We start from the raw sequence: 22,157 nt of genomic DNA, 5'->3' as shown, positions 1-22,157 counted from the left end.
TTTGCTTCTTTCCCAATGTTAACTCTCTCTTCTGTCTGTAAAAAAGCCAATATCTTCTGCCATTTGTTTTCATCTAAGAAAACCAACTTCATCCTCTTTCCTCTATAAATTATTCTCTCTATCCTAACATAAGATCAACACGACCTAGCGCTCCTCAGGAAAACCCGCTTCCCGCCAAGCCCGCATGCCCCCATCCATCGAGATCACCCGGCGATAGCCCATTTTCTGTAGGTTATCGGCTGCCAACGCGGAGCGAAACCCGCCGCCGCAGTACAGGACGATCTCCGCTTCTTTGTCAGGGATCACCCTCTCGATGTCCCGCTCAATGATCCCTTTGCTCAAGTGGATGGCTCCGGCAGCGTGGCCGGCTTGCCACTCCGACTCTTCCCGCACATCCACAAAATAGAAGGGATCCCCTTGCAGTTGTTTTTGCCTGACCTGCTCGACTGTCAGTTCTTGGATGCGGCTTTTGGCCTCGTTGACCAGGGCCAAGAAAGCTGGAGAGTGCTGGGGAGCCATGGAGAACAGGCGCTATGAGCCAAAGCTTATTCCAATCGATCTTATCTGGTCTGGACTTTGGGATCCCAACTGCCCTAGGGCTAGACTGGGATCCAGATTTACCGGCTGGAGGCCCATGGCTTGAAATCCCGATCTAACTTTCCGCAACTGCTTTGGCCCCTTGCTCTGGCCGTGAGCTGGAGCATCCCCCTTGGATTGACAGCCGGTCGCTTCAGCGGGACGGAGTCCTGGGCTTGGGCCCAAGCGGCCCCAACACGTCTGGAAAGCGGGATCCAACGGCAAGTTTCCAGCCCACCGCCAGCCGCCCTGGTGGAGTGGCTAAGCCAGCAGGTGGCCGCCGCCAACCGGCGGGATTTGCCAGGGGTGATGGCCGGCTACAGCCCCGACTTCCGCCACCGAGATGGGCTGGACCGGGAAGAGGTGGAAGGTGCCATCCGCAAGCTGTGGAGCTCTCATCCCAAGCTCACCTATTCGGCCCAGATCCTCTCCTGGCGGCAGGTGGGCCCTGAGATTGTTGCGGATATTCTCAGCCAAGTAGAGGGATCCCAATCCTCGGTGCGGGGGGACTTTCAGGTAGAAGCCTCTGCCCTGGTGCGCAATCGCTATCGCCCGGATCCAGCCAATCCCGGACAACTGCTGTTGATTGACCAAGAAGTGCTGCGGGAGGCCAGCACCCTCACCTCTGGATCTGCCCCTCCCACCGTCACCTTGAACCTGCCGGAGGTGGTCAAACCGGGATCCACCTATTCGCTGCAGGCGATTGTGGCAGAGCCTCTCACCCACTCTTTGCTGTTGGGCGCCGTTGCCGAACAACCCGTTGCCGGGGCGGGCTACCCAGAGGTGACCTCGTTTGCTCTCGAACCTCTACAGGCCGGAGGGATCTTCCTACAGGCAGATGCTCCGCAAGAACCCCGTTCTGAGTGGATTTCTGTGATGTTGGTTAACCAAACCGGCATCACGCTGGAGAGTCGGCGTCTTATCGTCAGCGATCGCTTGGCTCTGGAGGGATCCCTGGCCATCCCCACCGTCCCTTAGGAAATCTTCAGGATGATGAGGAATGGCTCTGGGGTAATCTGGACAGGCAGTTGAGCTTGTTAAGATGGGAAACTATGCGCCCCTCAGCTTGTTTGCTTTCTGGTGCTGGCCCTATTTTTGAGCGGTTGCGATAGCGGCGACTCCCTTGGTGCTCCGGTGGTGGATCGCCCCACTCCTGCCAGCAATTGACCGAACAATCCCGAGGGGTCTCGAAAGGTTGGGTCGAGGTGTCTTGAAAGGACCCAACCTCAAGAAACATTGGCATCTTCAGACGCCCGTCCATTCCAAGCCCCGCTACAGCTATCTGCAAAACTATCCGCTCTCTCCCACCCCCAAGGCAACAACAGGCGGTCAGGGAAAGAGCGGTCTAGCGGGCCTTCAACTGGAACCTGACTGCCGGGAGGAACTCCAAGCGAGCCAGAACGCGAAGACTCTTCAGCAGACTGAAGGATCTAAGTTCAGACCGTTAGAGAACAGCCCCGGCGCACAGCCGGCTGAACCCAACTTGACGACCCTTACAACTACTACTATCTGGCATCCGCAGGAACCTCCCTTACTAAACGACACCCTGAGACTAGCACAAATCTTTTCTTGTTTTCTCGATCAGGGAGTTCATGCGGTGGTTTGTTGGAGCCGTTTGAGAGCTCCAGGCGCTCTGGGTGACCGTGGGCTTCGGATCCCCTGTCCCACAAGAGGGGTAAGGGATGGACTGCTGAGGATGAGGCGACAGCGTAGGATAGAGAGACGCCCTTTAGGTTGCTCGAGTTGCCGTGGACTACAAAAGTACCCTCAACCTGCCCCAAACTCAGTTTCCCATGCGGGCAGAGGCCGCCAAGAGAGAACCCGCCATTCAAGCCTTTTGGCAGGAAGAGCAAATCTACCAGCGCCTTGCCGACCACAATCCTGGGGATCCCTTTGTCCTGCACGATGGACCGCCCTACGCCAATGGCGATATCCACATGGGCACCACCCTCAACAAGATCCTCAAGGATATCGTCAACAAGTACCACATCCTGCAGGGGCGCAAGGTGCGCTACGTGCCCGGCTGGGATTGCCACGGCCTGCCCATCGAACTGAAAGTGTTGCAAAGCCTCACCCCGCAGGAGCGGGAAAACCTCACCCCTCTGCAGCTGCGACAAAAAGCCAAGGAGTACGCCCTGCACTACGTTGATGTGCAGCGGGCCAGTTTTCAGCGCCTGGGGGTATGGGGATCCTGGGATCGGCCCTACCTGACGCTGTCGCCGGAGTACGAAGCCGCACAGATTGAGGTGTTTGGACAAATGGCCCTCAAGGGCTACATCTACCGCGGCCTCAAACCCGTCCACTGGAGCCCCAGCTCCCAGACGGCTCTGGCGGAAGCGGAGCTGGAGTACCCTGACAACCACATCTCCCCCAGCATCTACGTGGCCTTTCCCCTGCAGAGCCTCAGCCCGGCGGCGCAGCCGGTTTTGGAGCCTTTCATGCCGGGCCTGCGGGCAGCCATCTGGACCACCACCCCTTGGACGATCCCGGCCAACCTGGCTCTCTGCTTTAACCCCAAGCTCACCTATGCAGTGGTGGAGTCTCCCCGCTTCGGCCTGCTGTTGATCGCCGCCGATCTGCGGGAGCGGCTGGAGAAGGTTCTGGAGACGCCTCTGGAGATCAAGGCCACCCTGCCGGGATCCGCCCTGGAATACAGTCAAGGACGGCACCCCCTCTTTGACCGCGCCAGCCTCTGCGTGCTGGGGGACTATGTCACCACCGAGTCCGGCACCGGCATTGTGCACACAGCTCCGGGGCATGGGGAAGATGACTTCAAAACCGGCCAAAAGTATGGTCTGCCCATTCTCAGCCCTGTGGACGATCAGGGGAGATTTACCGCCGAGGCCGGATCCCAGTTTGCCGGGTTGGATGTGCTCTCCAAGAAGCCGGAGACCAGCGGCAATGCTGCTGTCATCCAGGCTCTGCAGGCTGCGGGGGCTTTGCTCAAGGAAGAGCCCTACAACCACAAATATCCCTACGACTGGCGCACGAAAGAGCCAACGATTTTCCGGGCCACCGAGCAGTGGTTTGCGTCTGTAGCTGGCTTCCGGGAGCTGGCCCTGCAGGCCATTAAAACCGTGAAATGGATCCCGGCCATCGGGGAGAACCGCATCACTGCTATGGTGTCGGAGCGCTCGGATTGGTGTATTTCCCGCCAGCGGGCTTGGGGCGTGCCCATCCCCGTCTTTTACGACGAAGAAACCGGCGAGGTTCTGCTCACCGCCGAGACCCTCGACCACATCAAGGCCATTTTTGCCCAAGAGGGATCCGACGCCTGGTGGCAGCGCCCAGTGGAAGAGCTGCTGCCGGAGAAGTACCGCCACAATGGCCGCACCTACCGCAAAGGGATGGACACCATGGACGTGTGGTTTGACTCCGGCTCTTCCTGGGCGGCAGTGGCCAAGGCCCAAGGGCTGGGCTACCCGGTGGATCTGTATTTGGAGGGCTCCGACCAACACCGGGGCTGGTTCCAATCCAGTTTGCTTACCTCCGTGGCCGTCAACGGCCATGCCCCCTACAAGGCGGTGCTCACCCATGGGTTTGTGCTGGACGAGAAAGGCCAGAAAATGAGCAAGTCCCTGGGCAATGTCATCGATCCGCTGGTGTTAATCAACGGCGGCAAAGATCCCCAGACGGATCCCGCCTATGGGGCAGATGTGCTGCGCCTATGGGTCTCCAGTGTGGACTACTCCGGGGATGTGCCGCTGGGTAAGACCATTCTTGGGCAAATGGCGGATGTATATCGCAAAATCCGCAACACAGCTCGCTTTTTGCTGAGCAACCTCTACGACTTCAATCCAACTCAGGATGCCGTCCCTTTTGAAGCCTTGACGGAGCTAGACCGCTACATTTTGCACCGCCTGCACGAGGTGGGATCCGAGATCGGCGAATCTTTTGCCAGCTATCAGTTCTACCGCTTTTTCCAGGCGATTCAGAACTTTTGTGTGGTGGATCTCTCCAACTTTTACCTGGATATTGGCAAGGATCGCCTCTACATCAGCCATGCCCAAAGTCTGCGGCGGCGACAATGTCAAACGGTGCTCTCCCTGTTGCTGGAGAACTTGGCCAAGGCCATCGCCCCCGTTCTCTCCCACCTGGCCGAAGAGATTTGGAGCCATCTGCCCTATCCCAAGCCCACCCGTTCGGTGTTTGAGGGGGGGTGGATGAAGCTGCCGGAGCACTGGCGGGATCCCCAGTTGGCGGCCATTTGGGAGCAGCTGCGAGAGGTGCGCCAAGAGGTGAACAAGGCTCTGGAGCAAGCCCGTACCGGTCGCGTTAGCGGGACGGAGTCCTTTAAGCCCATCGGCGCTTCCACCGAGGCCAAGGTAATCCTGAAGGTAGCGGATCCCGGCCTATACGCTCTTTTGCAGGAGCGGGCTGCCGAGTTGCGCTACTTGTTCATCACCTCACAGGTGGAACTGGAGAAAACCTCAGGTCAAGGCTTGCAGATCTCTGTTTTTCCGGCTGACGGCCAAAAGTGCGTGCGCTGCTGGAACTATTCCACCCGTGTGGGGGAATTTGCCGAGCATCCAGAGCTGTGTGAGCGTTGCGTAGCCGCTCTGGCCGGGGAGTTTTGAATTCGGGACCCCGTCCCGCTGGCGGGAAGGGATCCCCCTCTTTGAATTGGCTCTTTCTCCGGACAGGTCTTGTCGGCCTTCTTCGGGATCAAGGGGCAGAGCTGCGGGATGGGATCCCCTCGACATGGGTGTGCAACACCTTGCCGCACAGGGTTTTCTCCAGCCAGGGAGTCGCTGGCGATCGGGAGTGGAGGGTGGCCGCAGAAACCGTCCAAGGGTGGGTGGGATCAAACAGCACCCAGTCGCTGTGGGGGGTGAGGGTGGGCGGATCTAGGTTTAGGCAGCGGGCCGGGTACAGGCTGAGGGCAGACCACAGTTGCAGCGCCGTCAGGGATCCCGTTGCCACCAAATGGTGCCACAGCAGCGGCAGAGCCAGCTCCAGGCCCATCGCCCCCGGCGGGGCATCGGCAAAGGGCAGGGTTTTCTCTTCATGGGTGTAGGGGTGGTGATCCGTCGCGATCCCCAGGCTGCCGGAACGGATCCCGGCGATCAGAGCCTCTCGGTCGCCGGCGCTGGGAAGAGGGGGCAGAAGGCGAAGGTGGGGATCGTAGCGGTGCTCAAAGACGGCCTCTTCGGACAAGATCAGGTGCATCCAAGTGGCGCTGGCGGTAACCGGCAGTCCTTCGGCTTGGGCCTGTTGGATCAGCTCCAGGCTGCGGGCTTGGCTCAGGCGCATAATATGCACAGGCGGAGGGGAAGGAACGCTCCTGATCACCTCCAAGAGACGGGCCAGAGCGGCAGTTTCGGCACTGGCAGGGATCCCTTTCAGCCCCAGGCGCAGCGCCCAGATCCCTTCGTAGAGGCTACCTTGCCCGGCCAAGGTGGGATCCCAGGCCCAGAGCAGCAGGGGTTTATTCTCCAGCCGCAAATACTCCAGAGCCCGCCGCACCAAAGCCAAGGAGCGCAGTGGCTGAACCTCTGCAAAGCCAACTGCTCCCGCTTGCGCCAGTTCTCCCCAGGGGGTTGGAGTTTCTCCTTGGCCACCCACGCTCAGGGCAGCCCAGGGCAGCCAGCGGGGATCCCCCAATTGGCGGGGGTAGCGGTTCAAGTGCTCCGGGCGATCCAGCACCGGAAAAAAGCCGCTTCCGGGAAGGGGGGTGGGCAGAAGCCCCACCTGGGTAAAGCCTCCCGCCAAAGCCGCTGCAGCCAAAGAGGTCAGGGTTTCCCGACTGTGGGCCAGAAAGTGCTCCGCACCGCTTACGCGACCGCTGCCAACCATCTCGCCGCTGTGGGCATACAGATCCAGCAAACCCGGCCCCACCACCCAACCTGAGCCATCGATGGTGGGGATATCGGCAGGGATCCCTGCCGGCTCGGTGGCCCGCAGACGACCCTCCTGCAACCACACATCGGTTACTTCATCCCGCTGACGCCAAGGATCCAACAGGCGCACTCCCTGGAGATGCACATTTTGTCCTGTTAGTTGTCCTGTTAGCTCGCGGAGAGGGGATGAGCCCATCTTTACAAAGCTCCGGCAGTGGTGCAGTCCAGGATCTGGCCCGACAGATGGGTGGTGAGGTTCAACACCTTCAAAACCGGGGCACCCTCCTTGCCTTCTGGATAGTCGATCACCGTAATGGCGCCATTCCCCTGCTTGAAGATCCAAAAGGCTTGGGGGGAAAGGTCGAACAACTGACAGATGATCGCCTTGTTGATGGCATCGTGGGCAACAACAACCGCTGTGCCCTGAGGAAACTGGGCTGCGGTGATGGCCAAAAGCTCCTGCCAAGCGGAGCGAGTGCGCTCCCACACCTGGTGAAGGTTTTCCCCATTGGGCATCTGCACACTGGCGGGATCCCGTTGCCAGCGCTCCAGCTCGCCGGGGTATTCGGCTTCGACTTCGCTTTGCAGCTTGCCCTCCCAGTCGCCGTGGCAGATCTCTTGCAAGTCGGGCATTGGGCGCAAAATGAGGTTGCTGTGGTTGCTGCAGATGGCATCGGCTGTGGCCCAAGGGCGCTTCAGGGGGCTGGAGAAGGCCAGTTGCAGAGGTTGAGTGGCCAAAAATTCTGCCACCTTGGCTGCCTGTTCCTCCCCGGTGGCATTGAGGGGGATATCCCGCTGCCCTTGAAAACGGCGCTCTCGGTTCCATTGGGTTTCCCCATGCCGCACCAGCAAGATGCGCATCCCCTGCTTGCGCTTGGGCAGGGCTTGGCCGAGGTGAGCGGTGATGTTCAGAGATTCCAGTTGTGGCGGCCCCTGCAGGCCCTCGGGAAAATTGAGAACGCTGATGGCGCAGTTATCCTGCCCGAGGCGGTGATAGTGGTGTGGCCCCAGGCCGATAGCGGTGCTGACCAGGGCGCGATTGATGCCGCTGTGGCCCACGATGAGGATATTGAGGGGCTGCCTTGGGGAGGGATCCGCTCCATGGTTCCAGGGGCCCGAAGCCGATTGCAGATGGAAAGCCAGCATTTCCCAAAACCCCTGCGCCTGCTGCCAGAGATCCCGCACCGGAAAGCGGCCCTCTAGCTCCAGGGTGTCGGGATGGTGCCGCCACAGATGGTAATCTTCGGGGTATTTCTCCTGCACCTCGGCAAAGGTCAGCCCTTCCCAGGCTGTCAGGTCGATCTCCCGCAGTTGATCGGTAACGTGCAGAGGGATCCCTTCTCGGTCTTTCAAAATGACGCGAGCGGTATCGAGGGCGCGAGACAGGGGGCTGCAATAGGCGCAATCCAACGGGATCCCGGCCAGGGCCTCGGCTACACGCTGCGCCTGCCCTTCTCCAGTGGGGGTGAGCCGGGAGAGATCGGAGCGGCCTTGGATGCGATTTTCCAGGTTGAAGGTGCTCTCACCATGGCGCACGATCAAGATGCGCAGGGCAGGCTGGTCGCGGTAGCGGGACGGAGTCCTTGCCATCGCTTGCATGGACTTACTCATCGCAGTAGCGGGACGGAGTCCTTAGAACACCTTCTAGAGTACCGCCACTGGGCGGCGCTCGCCTTCGTCAATTCACCGGTTGGGCTGCCGACTGAGGCGTATTTGGGCTGGTCGCCGCTTGTGATGGGGGCATCTTTGGAGAATGGCCGCGCTGCGTTTCCGCTGGCAGAGGTTTTGGTTGAATGGACGTTGGCGAAGGGGGCCGGCTTGGTGCTCCTTGCCCTTGTTGTGGTGCTGTTGGCGCAGTTTTTCCCTCCACTGCTCCCTCAGGAGAGCCCCCTGCCACCGATAGAATCCGAGAAGACAAAGTGTAGGATCCCTGAAGGCGGATCCCTCTTGCCTGGACAAGCGCTGCCATGGTTTCTCCACAATTGGCTTGGGATCCCGGCTCCCTGACCGAAAGCCCCAACCCGGCTACAGCCGAGATCGACCGTCTCAGCACCTGGGAACTGGTGAAACAGATCAACGCTGAGGATCGGCGGGTGCCGGAAGCGGTGGCTGCTCAAGCAGAGCCGATTGCTCAAGCCATCGATGCCATTGCCCAGCGGATGCGTCACGGCGGGCGGCTGATCTATATCGGGGCAGGAACCTCAGGTCGCCTGGGGGTACTGGATGCGGCTGAGTGCCCACCCACTTTTGGCACTTCCCCCGCACAGGTGGTGGCTTTGATCGCCGGGGGGGAAAAAGCCCTGACCCAGGCGGTAGAGGGTGCAGAGGACGACGCAGAAGCGGCTGCCCGCGCTCTGGAGAGTCTCCACCTCCAAGCTCAAGATAGTGTGGTGGGAATTGCTGCCAGCGGTCGTACCCCCTATGTGCTGGGTGGGATCCAAGCCGCCAGAAGTATTGGGGCGCTCACGATTGGCCTGGCCTGCAATCACCCTTCTCCTCTAACCGAGCAGGTGGATATTGCTATTGCCCCTTTGGTGGGGCCGGAGGTAATCCTCGGATCCACCCGCATGAAAGCCGGCACAGCCCAAAAGTTGGTGTTGAACACGATCTCCACTGGAGTGATGATCCGCTTGGGCAAGACTTATGGCAACCTAATGGTGGATCTCCAGGCCAGCAATGCCAAGCTCAAGCAACGAGCGGAGCGAATAGTGGCTTTGGCCTGCGATCTGGATCCCGCCGCGGCTGCCCAATTGCTGCAGGCTTGTGATGGAGAGGTCAAAACCGCCATCCTTGTGGCCTTGCTGGGGTGCTCTGCTCAGGAAGCTCGTCAGCACTTGCAACAGGCCCAGGGCAACATTCGCCAGGTGCTTGATGCTGCTCTGGCGCAGCGGCGGTGACAATAGTTGAATGGCTTGTCCATGAGCGTTTGCGGCTACCTCTACACGCCTTCCCATGCTCCTTTGCCGGAACAGGAGTTGGCCTGGCTCCAGGGGCGAGGGGCCGATCCCATCCTGCACGATTGGGGATCCCGAACTCATTTGGAGGAGCTGTTCCGACGCATCACAGCCGGCTGGGTGCAGGAAGTGCTGCTCTTGCGCCTGTCGGATCTGGGGGATCGGGCGGATGAAATCCACGAGCGGCTGCTGCAAATCCAACACTCCGGGATCCGCCTCAGCTTGGTCACCGAATCCGGCCTGCAAACCCCCACCAAGGCTGCCGATTGGATCCCCCTGCTGGCCGAGATCCCCCATCAGTTGCAAAGCCGCCGCCTCTGCTGCAGCCAAGCCCAAAACCGCCTGGCGGGCAAACCCCCCCCTGGCCCTGCCCCCTTTGGCTACCGCCGCGAAGGGGAACGCTACGTGCTGGATCGCCGGCAGGCCAGCATCGTTCAGGATTTTTTCCAGCACTTTCTCCTCTACGGATCCCTGCGGCAGGCGGTGCGCTTCTTGGAGGAAAAACACCACAAGCGGATTTCTGTGGCCACCGGACGCAACTGGCTGCTCAACCCGGTATACCGCGGGGATCTGGCCTATGCCGACGGCACCACCCTGCGGGACACTCACCCGGCCCTTCTCAGCCGCACGGAAGCCGCCCAGATCGATCGCTGGCTCAAACGCAACCAAGGGATCCCGCGTCGCAGCGCCAGTGCTCCCCGCGCTTTGGCCGGCCTGGTTCATTGCTGCGCTTGTGGCAGCCTTCTGCGCATTGTGCAAACCACCCCTCGCAAGGGGAAAAAGAACGGATCCCCCTACCTCTATCTGCGCTGCCAAACCTGTCGCTACAGCCTCCCCTACACCGAAGTCCTGCAGGAGGTGATCCGGCAGGTGTGCGAACAACTGCCCCAACGCGCCCAGCAACTGGATCGACAAGCCCTCACCCAAGTCCGCCAAGAGCTGCAAGCCCAAATCCAGGCCAACGCCGAGCGGCTGCGGCAATTGGAAGAGCTGCAGCAATCTGGACTAATGGACGAGGCCTCCCTGGCCCAGCGTCGCTACCAGTTGCGAGCAGAGACGGCCCGCTTGGCCCAAAAGCTGGAGCAACTCCCCCCCGCCAACCTCACCCAGACCATCCAAACCCTCTCCATCCCGCCCTTCTGGCAAGACCTCAGCGAGACCGAACGGCGTGCCTACCTGCGGGAATTCCTGCGCAGGATCGAGGTGGATTCTGCAGGAGCGGTGCGAGTTACGTTTGCCTTCGATCCCTGAGAGCGAAGGGTTCCCCCCACCTTCCCCCCAGAATTGAGACCATTCTTGATTCTTTCTCAGCCCAGACCTGCCTCAGCGCCAAGCCAAGAGGACGGGATCAGCGCCATGGCATAGCTGAATCCTTCCCGATTTGGGTGAATTGTCATCTGGAATTGTTTTCTTTTGATCACTGATGAAAGTATATCTAAAACTAAAATCGGGAAAAACATCAAAAATCGACTTGAGAAGCCCTAGGAACTTTCTTAGGACCATTTGCAAGATCTTGGAACTTCTAGCTTTTTGAGGGATCCACCTTTATCCTTCGCAACAGTTCTCAGGGGGCGGATCGGCTGCCGATAATGTCCCTTGTCTGCCCCATGGAGGAACGCGCTGTGAAGTTGGCGGTTTACGGAAAAGGTGGGATCGGCAAATCCACCACCAGTTGCAACATCTCGGTGGCCTTGGCCAGGCGGGGCAAAAAGGTCTTGCAGATTGGCTGTGATCCCAAGCACGATAGCACCTTCACCCTGACCGGCTTTCTCATCCCCACCATCATCGACACTCTGGAAGCCAAGGGCTATCACCACGAAGACATCTACCCAGAAGATGTGATCTACCGCGGCTACGGCGGCGTGGACTGCGTGGAAGCGGGTGGGCCCCCGGCAGGGGCCGGCTGTGGCGGCTATGTGGTGGGGGAAACCGTCAAACTCCTGAAGGAGCTGAATGCCTTCGATGAGTACGACGTCATCCTCTTCGATGTGCTGGGGGATGTGGTGTGCGGCGGTTTTGCGGCTCCCCTCAACTACGCCGACTACTGCCTGATCGTAACCGACAACGGCTTTGATGCCCTGTTTGCCGCCAATCGGATTGCTGCCTCGGTGCGAGAAAAGGCCAAAACCCGCAAGCTGCGGTTGGCCGGGCTGATCGGCAATCGCACCAGTAAGCGGGATCTGATTGACAAATACGTCTCGGCAGTTCCCATGCCGGTTATCGAGGTGCTTCCCCTCATTGAAGATATTCGCGTCTCGCGGGTCAAGGGCAAAACCCTCTTCGAGATGGCGGAAACCGATCCCAGCCTGGAGCCTGTCTGCCAGTACTACCTGAACATCGCCGATGAGCTGCTGGCCCGTCCGGAAGGGATCGTGCCCCAACCTGCCGAGGATCGGGAGCTGTTTGCTTTGCTCTCCGACTTTTACAACACTCCAGCCCGCCAACTGGCCTTGGTGTAAGGGATCCCCTGCCGGCTTGGGCAGTGTGTCCAAAGATGAAGCCACTGTTTCGGAAAACCGTCGCAAACCTTATCAATTTGTTGTCCGATCCGCTTTCCACTCCAAGATGGATCCTGCAGGGATCCCTGGGGATCCCGCTTTGGGAAGGAAATGGCACAGGAGTTGGATATGCAAGGACAAGAGCAACCCACCGTCGTGATTACCGGAGCTTCCTCGGGTGTTGGCCTATACTCAGCTTTGGCCTTGGCCAAGCGCGGCTGGCACGTGGTGATGGCCTGTCGGGATCTGGACAAAGCCTACCGGGTGGCCCAACAAGTGGGGATCCCCCAGGGCAGCTATACCCTGATGCAGATCGACCTAGCCAGCTTGGCCAGCGTGCGGCGGTTTGTCGAGCAGTTCCGCAACTGGGGCCGTTCCTTGGACGCCTTGGTCTGCAATGCCGCCATCTACATGCCCCTGCTCAAGCAGCCCCTGCGCAGCCCGGAAGGATATGAGCTGACCATGGCCACCAACCATCTGGGGCATTTCTTGCTCTGCCACTTGATGCTGGAGGATCTGAAACGCTCCACCTATCCGGATCGGCGGCTGGTGATCTTGGGCACGGTTACCCACAATCCCAAAGAGCTGGGGGGTAAGATCCCACCCCAACCCCACCTGGGGGATCTGCGGGGGTTTGCCCAGGGCTTCAAGGATCCCATCAGCATGGCGGACGGCGGCAAATTTGAACCGGTGAAAGCCTACAAAGACAGCAAAGTCTGCAATATCCTCACCATGCGCGAGCTGCACCGCCGCTTCCACGAAAGCACTGGCATCACCTTCCTCTCCCTCTATCCGGGGTGTGTAGCCACCACGGCTCTGTTCCGCCATCACTATCCCCTGTTTCAAAAACTTTTCCCCTGGTTTCAAAAAAACATCACGGGCGGATTTGTTTCTCAGGAATTGGCCGGAGAGCGGGTGGCCCAAGTGGTGGCCGATCCCGAGTTTCGTCGGTCGGGGTTCTACTGGAGCTGGGGCAACCGGCAACGCAAGAATGCCAAGCCCTTTAACCAAGAAGTCTCTGACGAGGCGGCGGACGATGCCAAGGCCAAATTGCTTTGGGATCTCAGCGAAAAATTGGTGGGTGTGCCCCAGTTGGTAGCCCTCTAGTTGGCAACGTTCCCTTCTTTTATGTTTTTAGGAGACGAGCATGAATGCTGCTTTGGATAGTGCCAATGCCCTTAACTTTCAGTGCGAAACCGGCAACTACCATACCTTTTGCCCGATTAGTTGTGTAGCTTGGCTTTATCAAAAAATTGAAGACAGCTTCTTTTTGGTCATCGGCACCAAAACCTGTGGCTACTTTCTGCAAAACGCCATGGGGGTGATGATCTTTGCCGAGCCCCGCTATGCCATGGCCGAGCTGGAAGAGGGGGATATCAGCGCCAAGCTGAATGACTACGAGGAGCTGAAGCGGCTGTGCCTGCAAATTCAACGAGATCGCAATCCCAGCGTGATTGTTTGGATCGGCACCTGCACCACCGAGATCATCAAAATGGATCTGGAGGGCCTAGCCCAGAAGCTGGAAGGGGAGATCGGGATCCCGATTGTGGTGGCACGGGCCAATGGCCTCGACTACGCCTTTACCCAAGGGGAAGATACGGTTTTGGCCTCGATGGCTCAGCGCTGCCCAGAGCAGGTGCGGGCAGAGGAGCAGGAAACCCGCGGGGGTCTCCAGGCCCTTTTCTACGGGCTCCGCTCCGGAAAAAAGAAAGAGGAGGAAGGCTTCCACAAGCATCCCCCCTTGGTGATCTTCGGCTCGGTGCCCGATCCGGTGGTGACCCAACTCACCCTGGAGCTGAAAAAACACGGGATCCGCGTCTCCGGCTGGTTGCCGGCCAAACGCTATGGAGAGCTGCCGGCCATCGAGCCGGGCACCTACGTGGTGGGGGTGAATCCTTTCCTCAGCCGCACGGCCACCACGCTGGTACGCCGCAAAAAGGCTAAGCTCATCACCGCTCCTTTTCCCATCGGGCCGGATGGCACCCGCGCCTGGATAGAAGCCATTGCCCGCGAGCTGGGGATCCCGACGCCAGGCTTGGCAGAGCGGGAAGCGGAAGTGTGGAGCCATCCCCAAGTTCGGGATTATCGGGAGCTGCTGCGGGGCAAGAGCGTTTTCTTCATGGGCGATAACCTGCTGGAGATCTCGCTGGCCCGTTTCCTGGTGCGCTGCGGCATGACGGTGCAGGAAATCGGGATCCCTTACATGGACAAACGCTACCAAGCGGCTGAGCTGGCCCTCTTGGAGCGCACCTGCGAAGAGATGGGAGTGCCCAAGCCCACCATCGTAGAAAAGCCGGATAACTACAACCAAATCCAGCGCATCAAGGCCCTGCAGCCGGATCTGGTGATCACAGGTATGGCCCACGCCAACCCCCTAGAGGCACGGGGGATAACCACCAAGTGGTCGGTGGAGTTCACCTTCGCCCAGATCCACGGCTTCGGCAACACCCAGGCTCTGCTGGAGCTGGTGACCCGACCGCTGCGGCGCAATGCGGCCCTCAAAGGCTTGGGTTGGGAGCGGTTGGTGCGGGAAGAAGCCCCTGTCTAATTCTCCGGCTCTTCGTTGTCGAACAGTAGGCCGTCCAGGTGATCCGGCAGTTGCTGCCGGTCGATCCAGACCATGCCCGCCAGAATAGCCTCGGCCTCGTTTTGAAAGTAGCCGTAGGCTTTGGTGCCAATCTCCGACTCGCAAGAGCCATCTTGCTGGAGCAGCCGGCAGCGAAAGATAAACCCCTTCTCTGTAGCTTGGGTGGTGATGCTCCAGTTGCGATGGATATGCTCGGCCATAGCAGGGATCCCGCCTCGAAAGAGGGTGAATTGCAGACTCAGAGGGTGCTCAACACCTCTCGCGCTGCGGCCAAGGTTTTCTCCACATCGGCCTCTGTGTGGGCCAGGGAGGTGAAGCCGGCCTCAAATTGCGAGGGCGCCAGATAGACTCCCCGCTCCAACATGCCGCGATGGAAGCGGGCAAATTTCTGCAGATCGGAAGTCTTGGCCTCTTCGTAGTTGCGCACTGGGCCGGCAGTAAAAAAGAAGCCAAACATGCCGGGCAGATAGCCCCCGCACATCTCATGCCCCGTTTCCCGCGCGATCTGCAATAGCCCCGTCGCCAACTTCTCGGTAATCCGCTCCAGATACTCGTAGGTGCCCGGGCGGCGCAAAATATCCAGCGTCTGGATCCCTGCTGTCATGGCCAGGGGGTTGCCGGAAAGAGTCCCTGCCTGATACATCGGCCCCGCTGGAGCCACCATTTCCATAATTTCTCGCCGACCGCCGTAGGCCCCCACCGGCAGGCCGCCGCCGATGACCTTGCCCAGGGTCGTTAAATCGGGGATGACCCCAAACTTGGCCTGTACACCGCCATAGCTGATGCGAAAGCCGGTCATCACCTCGTCAAATACCAGCAGGGCTCCGTACTTTTGGGTGAGATCTCGCAAGCCTTCCAAGAAGCCCGGCTGGGGGGGAATAAAGCCGGCATTGCCCACCACCGGCTCTAGGATGACTCCGGCAATGGAGTCGGGGTGCTGTTCAAACAGGGCCTTGACTGCCTCCAGGTCGTTGTAGGGAGCCGTCAGCGTAGCGCTGGTAGCTGCCTTGGGCACCCCCGGCGAGTCTGGCAAGCCCAGCGTGGCCACCCCCGAACCGGCTTTCACCAAGAACATGTCCGCATGGCCGTGGTAGCAGCCCTCAAACTTGATCACCTTTTCCCGACCGGTATAGGCCCGCATCAAGCGCAGCACCGCCATGCAAGCTTCGGTGCCGGAATTGACAAAGCGCACCATCTCCACACTGGGCACCGCCTCAATGACCCGCTCCGCCAGCTCATTTTCCAGAACGCAAGGGGCGCCGAAGCTGGTGCCTTTCTCCAAAGCTCGGTGCAGAGCCTCAATGACTTCGGGGTGGGCATGGCCGACAATGGCAGGCCCCCAACTGCCGATGTAGTCGATGTATTGGTTGCCGTCCACATCCCAGGCGTAGGCCCCTGAGACACGGTCGAACACGACGGGATCCCCGCCCACCGACTTGAAGGCGCGCACCGGAGAACTCACTCCCCCCGGCATGAGACTTTGTGCCCGGGCAAAAATCTGTTTGGAGCGGGCGGTGTTAAACGAAGTGGAGTGGAGAGTGCTGGTCATAGAGCAGGAGCTTTCAACGCATTACCAAGGCTAGCAAGCAAGGGAGCTTTCTGGTGAGCCCTTTTACGGACCATGAAACTACAAACCCATCCCTGCCAGTGTGTCGATCACCTGCTCCAGGATCAGGGTGAGGTTGGGATGGGAGGTCTCGAACAGGCCCAGCGCCTCTCCAATGCGATCTCTATGCCCTTGGCTCGGTTTGCTCTCGGTTCGGGATCCCAGATCGGCCAGCACCGCCTCCACTTCCTGGCGAATGGCGGCAATTTGCTGTCGCTGCTTTTCATCCAAGCCAGGGGTTTTTTGCAGCTCAACATCCAGATCGTGCAGCAGTTGTCGCAGTTTCGATTCGGCCATTCTGTAAAGAGACCTTAACGACTTGAGAACCGATTGAGTTTTGACCACCCTGCCTCAATCATACGGTCTGATGGGTTGAAGCAGGGATCCCTCTATCTAGGGTCTAAGAGCGGGTAAGCGGCGAAGGTTAACTTTTGCAGCCGGGGATCCCAGCATTGGAGCAACTTTTGTAGGATGGGCAGTAGAGTCTATCCCCATGTCTGAGCTGGCATTGGCCCTAGTAGGGGCGGCGGTTGCTGCTGCCCTTTTCGTTGGGATTTTCGTCTGGGAACAAAGACGCAGCCAAGAATTGCTGCAGCGGTGGGCGGCAAAGCAGGGCTACTCCCTGTTGAGCCAGGAGGCACGGTACTGGCGGCTGGGGCCTTTTTCCGGGAGCACTTCCAAGTATCAACGGGTATTCCGTGTGCGGATACGGGATCCGTGGGGGCAAGAACGCACCGGCTGGGTGAGGTTAGGGAACTGGTGGCTGGGGCTTTTGTCGGATCAGGCTGAGGAGCGGTGGGAGTAGGCTGGGATTGAACCACAGAAGGGGAAAGCAATGAACGGGATCAGGGGTTGGAAAGGGCTGAAGGGGGTAGCGTGGCTGGGCCTGGTACTGGCGGTGGCCCTGTTGGGTTGGAACATAATCGCCGGAGGTGGAGCGATGGCCAGTCCCGCTGAGGGATCCCGAATATTGACGGTTACAGGGCAGGGATCGGTCTCGGTGGAGAACTCCATTGCCCTCATTCGCTTGGGGGTGGTGATCCAGGGGGAGACGGCGCAATCGGTACAACAACAGGTGGCAGAACGCTCAGAGCGGCTGGTCAATCGCCTCAAGGAGCTGCAAGTAGGCGCTCTACAAACCACCGGCATTTCCCTCTACCCGCAATACGACTATCGGGATGGCCAACCTCGCCTAACGGGTGTACAGGGGCAAAACAGTCTGCAATTCGAGGTGCCTGTGGCCAGAGCTGGGCAAGTGCTGGACGAAGCTGTGGCCGCCGGAGCCACCCAGGTGGAATCGGTCAGTTTCCGGGCCGACGATGCCACCCTGTTGGAAGCGCGCAGCCGCGCCCTAACCCAAGCCGTGAAAGATGCCCAACGCCAAGCCCAGGATGTGCTGGGGGTCTTGAACCTGAGCATCCGTTCCGTCGAGCGCATCCAGATTCAGAGCGATGGCTACATGATCCCGCCGCCGATCCCCTTTGCCCGCGCCGACTATGCCCGTCTAGAAACGGCATCCACACCGGTGGAGGGGGGACAGCAAACCGTGCGCGCCCAAGTCACCCTCGAGCTCCGTTACTGAGCCTCTGCTTTGCTGCCTCGAATAATTCACAAATGTTCACCACATAGATTTCAGCTCTCCCGCCAAAGGGCTTCTGGTCAGAGCAAGCCTTGGGCAGCAACAGACAGCGGCTCTGGACGAGCGAAGTCTCAGTGATTCAAGAGTGATTCAATCCATCTAACCAACTCGGCAAAGTGGAAGCGGCTGCTGTTCGCTACCGCATCAGAATAACGATGGAGATACCACATTCATTAGAATAGCGATGGAAAGTTGCGGGTAGTTTGCTTTCCCGGATTTTCTCGCCATCCTGCCTCAGTTTGTCTATGGATCCCAGACCGGAGAGCGCTAGTGCAGCTCCTGCGCCTGAGAAGGCGAAACTCGTCTCTGGCAGAAGTCAAGACGGCAGTCTGCAAGCCCGTGTACTGATCGTGGATGATAGCTACATGGTGGCAGAGATGCTGTCCAACTTTTTGGGCAAGCAGGGCTGCAGTATTTCTTATGCTTTGGATGGCCTCTCCGCGCTGGAGCAAATTCGCCGCCAACCCCCAGATCTGATCATTGCCGATTGGGTCATGCCCTCCCTGAACGGCCTAGACCTGTGCCGTCAACTGCGGCAACTGCCGGAATATGCTTGGGTGTACTACATCATTATGACTGCCCGCGAGGGCAACGATAGCATGGAGCGGGCTTTGGAGGCAGGCGCCGATGAGTTTCTTTCCAAACCCTTTCAGGCTGCAGAGTTGCTGACGCGGGTGCGGGCAGGGCTGCGCATTGTAGAAAGTCGCCGCCAGCAATATCTGCTCAAAACTGGGCAAAAATCTCCTCCCTCTCCCCCCAAGTCGATTGGTTTGGAGGTGGGTAACCGTCAGGATTTGGTGGCTCGTTTGCCGCTGCGGGTGGCCCAGGCCCGTGCCCAATCGGAACCCCTCAGCTTGTTTGTGCTGCGCTTGGCCAACCTCGGTTCTCTGGCACAAGGGCTGGATGCTGACGGTCGGGCTGATCTGCTCAAACTGTTTAGGGAGCGTTTGGCCAATAACCTGCGCGATGGAGACGACCTGTTTTGCTACGACGAGGGGCAGTTTATCATTCTGCTCTCCGGGAGCACCTTGGCTGCTGCGCAAATGGCTGCCGAACGCTGCTGTCAGCGGATGATTCAGGATCCCTTTGTGGTGAATGGGCGGGCGCTGCCGGTACAGCTCCAGTTTGGAGCGGCCAGCCTCATGGACAGCGATGATCCCAAGGGGGTGGCTCTGTTGCGTCGGGCTGCCCAGGCTATGCGAGATAGCAGGAATGTGCACAGCTCGGTGGTGACTGCTCCCCATCCCATCCCAGTTTCCGACCGCGTCAGCGGAACGGAGTCCTCAGAGCTGCTGAAACGCCTGCAGCGTCTGGAAAAAGAAAACGCCGAACTGCGCCGAGAGCTGGAGACTCGCCTCAGGCAGATTGAGGATCTCCGCCAACACCATCAAGAGCTGAGTCGAAAGATGCAGGCTCCTGCACCGGAGTCAACCACAGCGGGATCCCTGGCCCGCAGACCCTTGCGCTTGCGGCGGCGAAAACTCCGGCAGCTTTGTCTGAAGCGTCAACTGAGCCGCAGAAGACCGCGCCTGGCTTTGGGACGGCTGAGCAGGTAGCGATGGGCTGAGCGAACGACGGGAGAGACACAAAGGAGGTGCCAAAGGCCATGGCGAGCATTCTTCAGGGTCAAGTGGCCGGATCTGGGATCTGGAGACCAGCAGGAAGATGGTTCCTAAACAACATTGAGCTCATCTTGACGGCGGTAGGAATAGGGGTGATTCTGCTAAGTGGTTTTGTGGCCAGCCGCAGCGCTTTTTCGCTAGAAACGGCAACGGCGGTCAGCGCCACTTTGGTGGGGGTTATCCATGGGATCCTCTTTTGGCTGTTGCGACGGCGGCAGAGACAGGTGAGGCGGGAGGCAATCGGGCAAATTCGGGAAATGCTAGAAGATTTGGGCAAAAACCGCCTGCAAACCATCAAGATGAGCTTATACATGGTGCAGATCCATCAACCGGAACAGGAAGAGCGAACCCGACAAAGCTTTGACCGCGTTTACCAGATCCTGGCGGAGATGAGCACCTTGATCGACCACATTTCGGAAGAATCGTTGGCCGGCTGGCGCCATCGCTACCGGCAAACTCTACAGCGGGTTGAGTCGGAGTCTCAGTAGTTTTTAAATCGTCTTTAAATCTTGAGTGGCTTAAGGGATCCCTTGAGGAGTTGGCTGAGCCGGTGGACGGTCGGATTTCGGGAAGCACCCAATTGCTCGGTCTAATCGGGGATCCGGTGGCCCACAGCTTATCCCCAGCCATGCACAATGCTGCTTTGGCAGCTATGGGGGAAAACTATTGCTATGTGCCGTTTCCGGTGGCTCCAAAACACTTGGCGGCGGCGGTGGCAGGGCTGGCGGCCATTGGGGTGCGGGGGTTTAATGTGACGATTCCTCACAAACAGGCCATTCTCCCTTTGCTCGATCAGATTGAATCGCGGGCAGCAGCGGTGGGGGCGGTGAATACGGTTTACCCCTTGCCAGAGGGCGGGTGGGCGGGCACCAATACCGATATCGATGGCTTTGTCCAGCCTTTGCTGGGTCTGGAAAAAGGGATCCCTACTCTCATTCTGGGATCCGGGGGGGCAGCGCGGGCGGCCATCCAAGGCTGTTTGGAGTTGGGGCTGGGGCCGGTGCGGGTGGCGGGGCGATCCCCCAACCCATTGCTGGCCTTGCAACAGACCTGGCCGCAGGTGGAGACGGTGAACTGGGCGGAGTTGAATTGCTACCTGTCTCAGACGCGGCTTTTGGTCAACACCACCCCCGTGGGCATGCACAAGCCGGGATCCCCCGCCGGTCAAGGGCTTTCCCCCCTGAGCCGGGAGCAACTGTGCCTGCTGTCTCCGGGTGCCATCGTCTACGACCTGATCTATGTGCCGGATCCCACTCCTCTGCTGCGGATGGCCGCCGAGTTGGGACATACCCCCATCAGTGGACTAGAGATGCTGGTTCACCAGGGGGCCAAGGCTCTATCGCTTTGGCTGGGAGGCAAGCCTGTGCCAGTAGAGGTGATGCGGCAGGCAGCTCAACACCAGTTGGCCCAGGTTTAGGGTCACTCCAGGCCAGTTGGAAGCCCTCTCTCAAGGTGTAACGAGATAACAACAACTACCGGGCTAGCAATCCAAGGTTGTTTCCCGCTCCCAGGGCGTGATCTGACGGTTGTATTCCTGCCACTGTTGGCGTTTGAGCTTGAGGTAGGCATTTACAAAGGGATCCCCAAGCCTGCTGCGGAACAGGGTGTTTTGGTCTAAGTGGTTGAGGGCTTCGACCAAAGAGCCGGGCAACGTTGGGGCATTGGGGAGGGGATCGGTGTAGGCGTTGTTGTCACAGCGGGGGCCAGGATCCCGTTGGTGTTGGATCCCGTCTAGACCGGCGGCAATGAGACCGGCAGCCAAAAGGTAGGGATTGGCAGCAGCATCGGCCAAACGCAGTTCAAACCGCCCGGCATCCGGGATCCGAATGGCGTGGGTGCGATTATTGCCGCTGTAGCTGATTGTGTTGGGAGACCAGGTGGCCCCAGAGAGCGTGACGGGGGCATTGAGGCGGCGATAAGAATTGACCGTCAGGTTGGTGAGGGCACACAAAGCAAGTGCATGGTGTAGCACCCCGCCGATGAAGTGATAGGCCAGTTGAGAAAGCCCCAATTCCCCTTGGGGATCGGCGAATAGGTTTTGCTCCCCCTGCCAAAGAGAAATATGGGTGTGGCAGCCGTTGCCCGTCAGATGGGCAAAGGGTTTGGGCATGAAGGTAGCTCGATAGCCATGCTTTTCGGCAATGTTTTTCACCATGTATTTGAAAAAGGCGTGGCGATCAGCCGTAACTAGGGCATCGTCAAACCGCCAGTTCATTTCAAATTGGCCGTTGGCATCTTCGTGATCGTTTTGATAGGGATCCCAGCCCAGCTTCTGCATGCCATCGCAGATGTCCCGGATCACCGAAAAACGCCGCATCAAACTTTGCTGGTCATAGCAGGGCTTGGCCTGCTGGTCGCGCTCATCGGAAATGGCCCACTCTTCGGGCGACAGAAGCATGAACTCGCATTCGATCCCCGTCTTGACTTGAAAGCCCATAGCTTCTGCTTGGGACAACACCTGCTTCAACACCCAGCGGGGGGTTTGTGGCAAGGGATCCCCGTTGACCTGGACTAGATCGGCAGGCATCCAGGCCACTTCCGGCTGCCAGGGCAGTTGAAACAAGCGCTCGCGCTCCGGCTGGGCAAACACATCGGGATCCGCTGGAGTCAAGTCCAACCAGGCAGCAAACCCGGCAAATCCAGCCTGACCCTCTGCCATGAAGTCGATAACTGAGGCAGGCACCAGCTTAGCCCGTTGGATCCCAAGCAGGTCGGTAAAAGAGAGCAGAAAGTAGTTGATCCCTTGGGCACGGGCAATTTCAGCTAGAAATCGCAGGAGCCCCGCACTGTACCCGTAGGGTCAGTGTCGGGAGGAATGCGGAAGTTATGATAGAA

At 59.2% G+C, this 22,157-nt stretch carries 19 protein-coding genes and 1 pseudogene; 12 read left to right on the top strand and 8 right to left on the bottom strand.

Annotated elements, in window-relative coordinates; all coding sequences use genetic code 11:
• Together NW834_RS07670 and NW834_RS07665 are read right to left on the bottom strand one after the other, a co-directional pair.
• A pseudogene (locus tag NW834_RS07670) lies at window positions 1-92 on the bottom strand (IS5/IS1182 family transposase); the annotation flags it as partial.
• A 52-nt stretch (window positions 93-144) separates the two neighbouring features.
• Window positions 145-519, bottom strand: a complete 375-nt coding sequence (locus tag NW834_RS07665) for a rhodanese-like domain-containing protein (protein ID WP_011432658.1) — start codon at window positions 517-519, stop codon at window positions 145-147.
• A gap of 120 nt (window positions 520-639) precedes the next feature.
• Between NW834_RS07665 and NW834_RS07660 the strand changes: the two genes are divergently transcribed.
• Both NW834_RS07660 and ileS read left to right on the top strand, forming a co-directional pair.
• Window positions 640-1,554 (top strand): hypothetical protein, encoded by a 915-nt coding sequence (locus NW834_RS07660; protein ID WP_414419325.1) that lies wholly within the window; start codon window positions 640-642, stop codon window positions 1,552-1,554.
• A gap of 815 nt (window positions 1,555-2,369) precedes the next feature.
• A complete protein-coding gene (gene ileS, locus NW834_RS07655) occupies window positions 2,370-5,153 on the top strand; it encodes an isoleucine--tRNA ligase (RefSeq protein ID WP_414419334.1) in 2,784 nt (927 codons plus the stop codon).
• Window positions 5,154-5,241: 88 nt separating this feature from the next.
• Here ileS and NW834_RS07650 read toward each other — a convergent pair whose 3' ends face one another.
• Together NW834_RS07650 and NW834_RS07645 are read right to left on the bottom strand one after the other, a co-directional pair.
• Window positions 5,242-6,612, bottom strand: coding sequence for a dihydroorotase (locus NW834_RS07650; protein WP_414419326.1), 1,371 nt, complete (start codon window positions 6,610-6,612; stop codon window positions 5,242-5,244).
• Between the two features lie 2 nt (window positions 6,613-6,614).
• On the bottom strand, window positions 6,615-8,015 hold the full coding sequence (locus NW834_RS07645; protein WP_414419327.1) for a histidine phosphatase family protein: 1,401 nt from the start codon (window positions 8,013-8,015) through the stop codon (window positions 6,615-6,617).
• A gap of 368 nt (window positions 8,016-8,383) precedes the next feature.
• On the opposite strand from NW834_RS07645, the gene murQ reads away from it, so the two are divergent.
• The 5 genes from murQ (at window position 8,384) to NW834_RS07620 (ending at window position 14,416) form a co-directional block, all read left to right on the top strand.
• On the top strand, window positions 8,384-9,313 hold the full coding sequence (gene murQ / locus NW834_RS07640) for an N-acetylmuramic acid 6-phosphate etherase (RefSeq protein WP_414419328.1): 930 nt from the start codon (window positions 8,384-8,386) through the stop codon (window positions 9,311-9,313).
• Between the two features lie 21 nt (window positions 9,314-9,334).
• Window positions 9,335-10,621, top strand: coding sequence for a recombinase family protein (locus NW834_RS07635; protein WP_414343914.1), 1,287 nt, complete (start codon window positions 9,335-9,337; stop codon window positions 10,619-10,621).
• Between the two features lie 371 nt (window positions 10,622-10,992).
• Complete coding sequence (gene bchL / locus NW834_RS07630; RefSeq protein WP_041437180.1) at window positions 10,993-11,829, top strand: ferredoxin:protochlorophyllide reductase (ATP-dependent) iron-sulfur ATP-binding protein; 837 nt, start codon at window positions 10,993-10,995, stop codon at window positions 11,827-11,829.
• A 168-nt stretch (window positions 11,830-11,997) separates the two neighbouring features.
• On the top strand, window positions 11,998-12,975 hold the full coding sequence (locus NW834_RS07625) for a protochlorophyllide reductase (RefSeq protein WP_414414057.1): 978 nt from the start codon (window positions 11,998-12,000) through the stop codon (window positions 12,973-12,975).
• 40 nt (window positions 12,976-13,015) lie between these two features.
• The gene (locus NW834_RS07620; RefSeq protein ID WP_414419329.1) at window positions 13,016-14,416 is read left to right on the top strand and encodes a ferredoxin:protochlorophyllide reductase (ATP-dependent) subunit N; all 1,401 of its coding nucleotides are present in this window, start codon (window positions 13,016-13,018) and stop codon (window positions 14,414-14,416) included.
• Here NW834_RS07620 and NW834_RS07615 read toward each other — a convergent pair.
• The 3 genes from NW834_RS07615 to NW834_RS07605 all read right to left on the bottom strand — a co-directional run bounded on the left by NW834_RS07615 (window position 14,413) and on the right by NW834_RS07605 (window position 16,358).
• On the bottom strand, window positions 14,413-14,655 hold the full coding sequence (locus tag NW834_RS07615) for a hypothetical protein (RefSeq protein WP_414406701.1): 243 nt from the start codon (window positions 14,653-14,655) through the stop codon (window positions 14,413-14,415). The two genes, NW834_RS07620 and NW834_RS07615, sit on opposite strands and share 4 nt — an antisense overlap.
• Window positions 14,656-14,693: 38 nt before the next feature.
• Window positions 14,694-16,004, bottom strand: a complete 1,311-nt coding sequence (hemL, locus tag NW834_RS07610) for a glutamate-1-semialdehyde 2,1-aminomutase (protein ID WP_414344802.1) — start codon at window positions 16,002-16,004, stop codon at window positions 14,694-14,696.
• A gap of 78 nt (window positions 16,005-16,082) precedes the next feature.
• Complete coding sequence (locus NW834_RS07605; protein WP_414388906.1) at window positions 16,083-16,358, bottom strand: DUF4404 family protein; 276 nt, start codon at window positions 16,356-16,358, stop codon at window positions 16,083-16,085.
• Between the two features lie 196 nt (window positions 16,359-16,554).
• On the opposite strand from NW834_RS07605, the gene NW834_RS07600 reads away from it, so the two are divergent.
• From NW834_RS07600 to NW834_RS07580, 5 genes are all read left to right on the top strand, one after another.
• Window positions 16,555-16,866 carry a hypothetical protein gene (locus tag NW834_RS07600; protein ID WP_414409074.1) on the top strand — a complete coding sequence of 104 codons (312 nt, stop codon included), beginning with the start codon at window positions 16,555-16,557 and terminating at the stop codon, window positions 16,864-16,866.
• 30 nt (window positions 16,867-16,896) lie between these two features.
• Complete coding sequence (locus tag NW834_RS07595) at window positions 16,897-17,643, top strand: SIMPL domain-containing protein (protein WP_414419330.1); 747 nt, start codon at window positions 16,897-16,899, stop codon at window positions 17,641-17,643.
• A 422-nt stretch (window positions 17,644-18,065) separates the two neighbouring features.
• The gene (locus NW834_RS07590) at window positions 18,066-19,256 is read left to right on the top strand and encodes a response regulator (protein WP_414419331.1); all 1,191 of its coding nucleotides are present in this window, start codon (window positions 18,066-18,068) and stop codon (window positions 19,254-19,256) included.
• Between the two features lie 50 nt (window positions 19,257-19,306).
• Window positions 19,307-19,810 carry a hypothetical protein gene (locus NW834_RS07585; RefSeq protein ID WP_414419332.1) on the top strand — a complete coding sequence of 168 codons (504 nt, stop codon included), beginning with the start codon at window positions 19,307-19,309 and terminating at the stop codon, window positions 19,808-19,810.
• Between the two features lie 62 nt (window positions 19,811-19,872).
• Window positions 19,873-20,739 carry a shikimate dehydrogenase gene (locus tag NW834_RS07580; protein ID WP_414419335.1) on the top strand — a complete coding sequence of 289 codons (867 nt, stop codon included), beginning with the start codon at window positions 19,873-19,875 and terminating at the stop codon, window positions 20,737-20,739.
• A 63-nt stretch (window positions 20,740-20,802) separates the two neighbouring features.
• Here NW834_RS07580 and glnT read toward each other — a convergent pair whose 3' ends face one another.
• Window positions 20,803-22,098, bottom strand: coding sequence for a type III glutamate--ammonia ligase (glnT, locus tag NW834_RS07575; protein ID WP_414426275.1), 1,296 nt, complete (start codon window positions 22,096-22,098; stop codon window positions 20,803-20,805).
• Window positions 22,099-22,157 lie beyond the last annotated feature (59 nt).

Source organism: Synechococcus sp. R60.1 (assembly GCF_047461835.1).
Lineage (GTDB): Bacteria > Cyanobacteriota > Cyanobacteriia > Thermostichales > Thermostichaceae > Thermostichus.
This window is presented reverse-complemented; position numbering and strand designations above follow the sequence as displayed.